The following is a 1,653-nucleotide window of genomic DNA, read 5'->3' on the forward strand; positions in this document are numbered from 1 at the left end:
GCCGCGCGCGCGCCCGCCCCCCGCGCCGCGCGCGGGGCCGGGCGGCGGGACGGGGGGTCGTCCGCGTCCGGCGCGTCCGGCGCGGCCGGCCTCACGCCGGGCCGGCTATCCGGCGAAGCCCAGCTCACGGGCGATGAGCATGCGCTGCACCTCGCTGGTGCCCTCGCCGATCTCCAGGATCTTGGAGTCGCGCCACATGCGGGCCACGGGGTACTCGTTCATGAACCCGTAGCCGCCGTGGATCTGCGTGGCGTCCCGGGCGTTGTCCACCGCGACCGTGGAGGAGTACAGCTTCGCGATCGCCGCCTCCTTCTTGAACGGCTCCCCGGCCACCAGGCGGGAGGCCGCGTCACGCCAGCCGATCCGCGCCATGTGGGCGCGCATCTCCATGTCCGCCAGCTTGAACTGGATGGCCTGGTTGTCGCCGATGGGCCGGCCGAAGGCCTTGCGCTCCTTCGCGTACTTCACGGACTCGTCCACGCAGCCCTGGGCCAGGCCGGTCGCGAGCGCCGAGATCGCGATGCGGCCCTCGTCGAGGATGCGCAGGAACTGGGCGTAGCCGCGGCCCTCCTGGCCGACGAGGTTGGCCAGGGGCACCCGTACGTTGTCGAAGGCCAGCTCACAGGTGTCCGAGGAGTTCCAGCCGACCTTGGAGTACGGCGCGGCCACCGTGAAGCCCGGGGTGCCGGACGGGACGATGATCGAGGAGATCTCCGGGCGGCCGTCGGCCTTGCGGCCCGTGACGGCCGTGACGGTGACCAGGCCGGTGATGTCCGTACCGGAGTTGGTGATGAAGCACTTCGAACCGTTGATCACCCACTCGTCGCCGTCCTTGACGGCGGTGGTGCGGGTGCCGCCCGCGTCGGAGCCGCCATCCGGCTCGGTCAGGCCGAACGCGCCGAGCACCTCACCGGCGCACATCTTCGGCAGCCACTGCTGCTTCTGCTCCTCGGTGCCGAACAGGTAGAGGGGCATGGCGCCGAGCGAGACGCCCGCCTCCAGCGTGATCGCGACCGAGGAGTCGACGCGGGCCAGCTCCTCCAGGGCGATGCCGAGGGCGAGGTAGTCGCCGCCCATGCCGCCGTACTCCTCCGGGAAGGGCAGGCCGAACAGGCCCATGCGGCCCATCTCGCGGACGATCTCGTACGGGAACTCGTGCCGCTCGTACAGATCGCCGATCTTGGGGGCGATCACGTCGTGCGCGAACGCCTCGACGGTGCGGCGGAGTTCCTCGTGCTCGGGGGTGAGCCGGTGGTCGAGGGCCATGATGTTCTTTACTCCTTGTGGGAGAGGGCGCGGACGGTACGGGAGGGGCTGGGGCGTCCCAGCTGTTCGGCCATCCACACGCTCGTGGCGGTGAGGGCGGCCAGGTCGACGCCGGTCTCGATGCCGAGACCGTCGAGCATCCACACCAGGTCCTCGGTGGCGAGGTTGCCGGTGGCGCTCTTCGCGTACGGGCATCCGCCGAGGCCGCCCGCGGAGGCGTCGACGGTGGTCACCCCGTGCTGGAGCGCGGCGAGGGTGTTGGACAGGGCCTGGCCGTAGGTGTCGTGGAAGTGCACGCCGATCCGGTCGGTCGGCACGCCCTCCTCGTTGAGCTCGCTGAGGAGGGCCTGGACATGGCCCGGGGTGGCGACGCCGATGGTGTCGCCG

At 71.4% G+C, this 1,653-nt stretch carries 1 protein-coding gene and 1 pseudogene; both read right to left on the reverse strand.

From position 1 onward, the window contains the following. Window positions 1-105: 105 nt before the first annotated feature. Window positions 106-1,266 (reverse strand): acyl-CoA dehydrogenase family protein, encoded by a 1,161-nt coding sequence (locus ACFXA3_RS33665; RefSeq protein ID WP_385193155.1) that lies wholly within the window; start codon window positions 1,264-1,266, stop codon window positions 106-108. A gap of 8 nt (window positions 1,267-1,274) precedes the next feature. Then, window positions 1,275-1,653 (reverse strand): annotated as a pseudogene (locus tag ACFXA3_RS33670) (hydroxymethylglutaryl-CoA lyase); the annotation flags it as partial.

Origin of the sequence: Streptomyces sp. NPDC059456, assembly GCF_042750055.1 — a bacterium.
Taxonomy (GTDB): domain Bacteria; phylum Actinomycetota; class Actinomycetes; order Streptomycetales; family Streptomycetaceae; genus Streptomyces.

Coding starts and splice junctions, on each gene's coding strand:
- ACFXA3_RS33665 (WP_385193155.1), bottom strand. CDS start 1,266: ATGGCCCTCGACCACCGGCTCACCCCCGAGCACGAGGAACTCCGCCGC.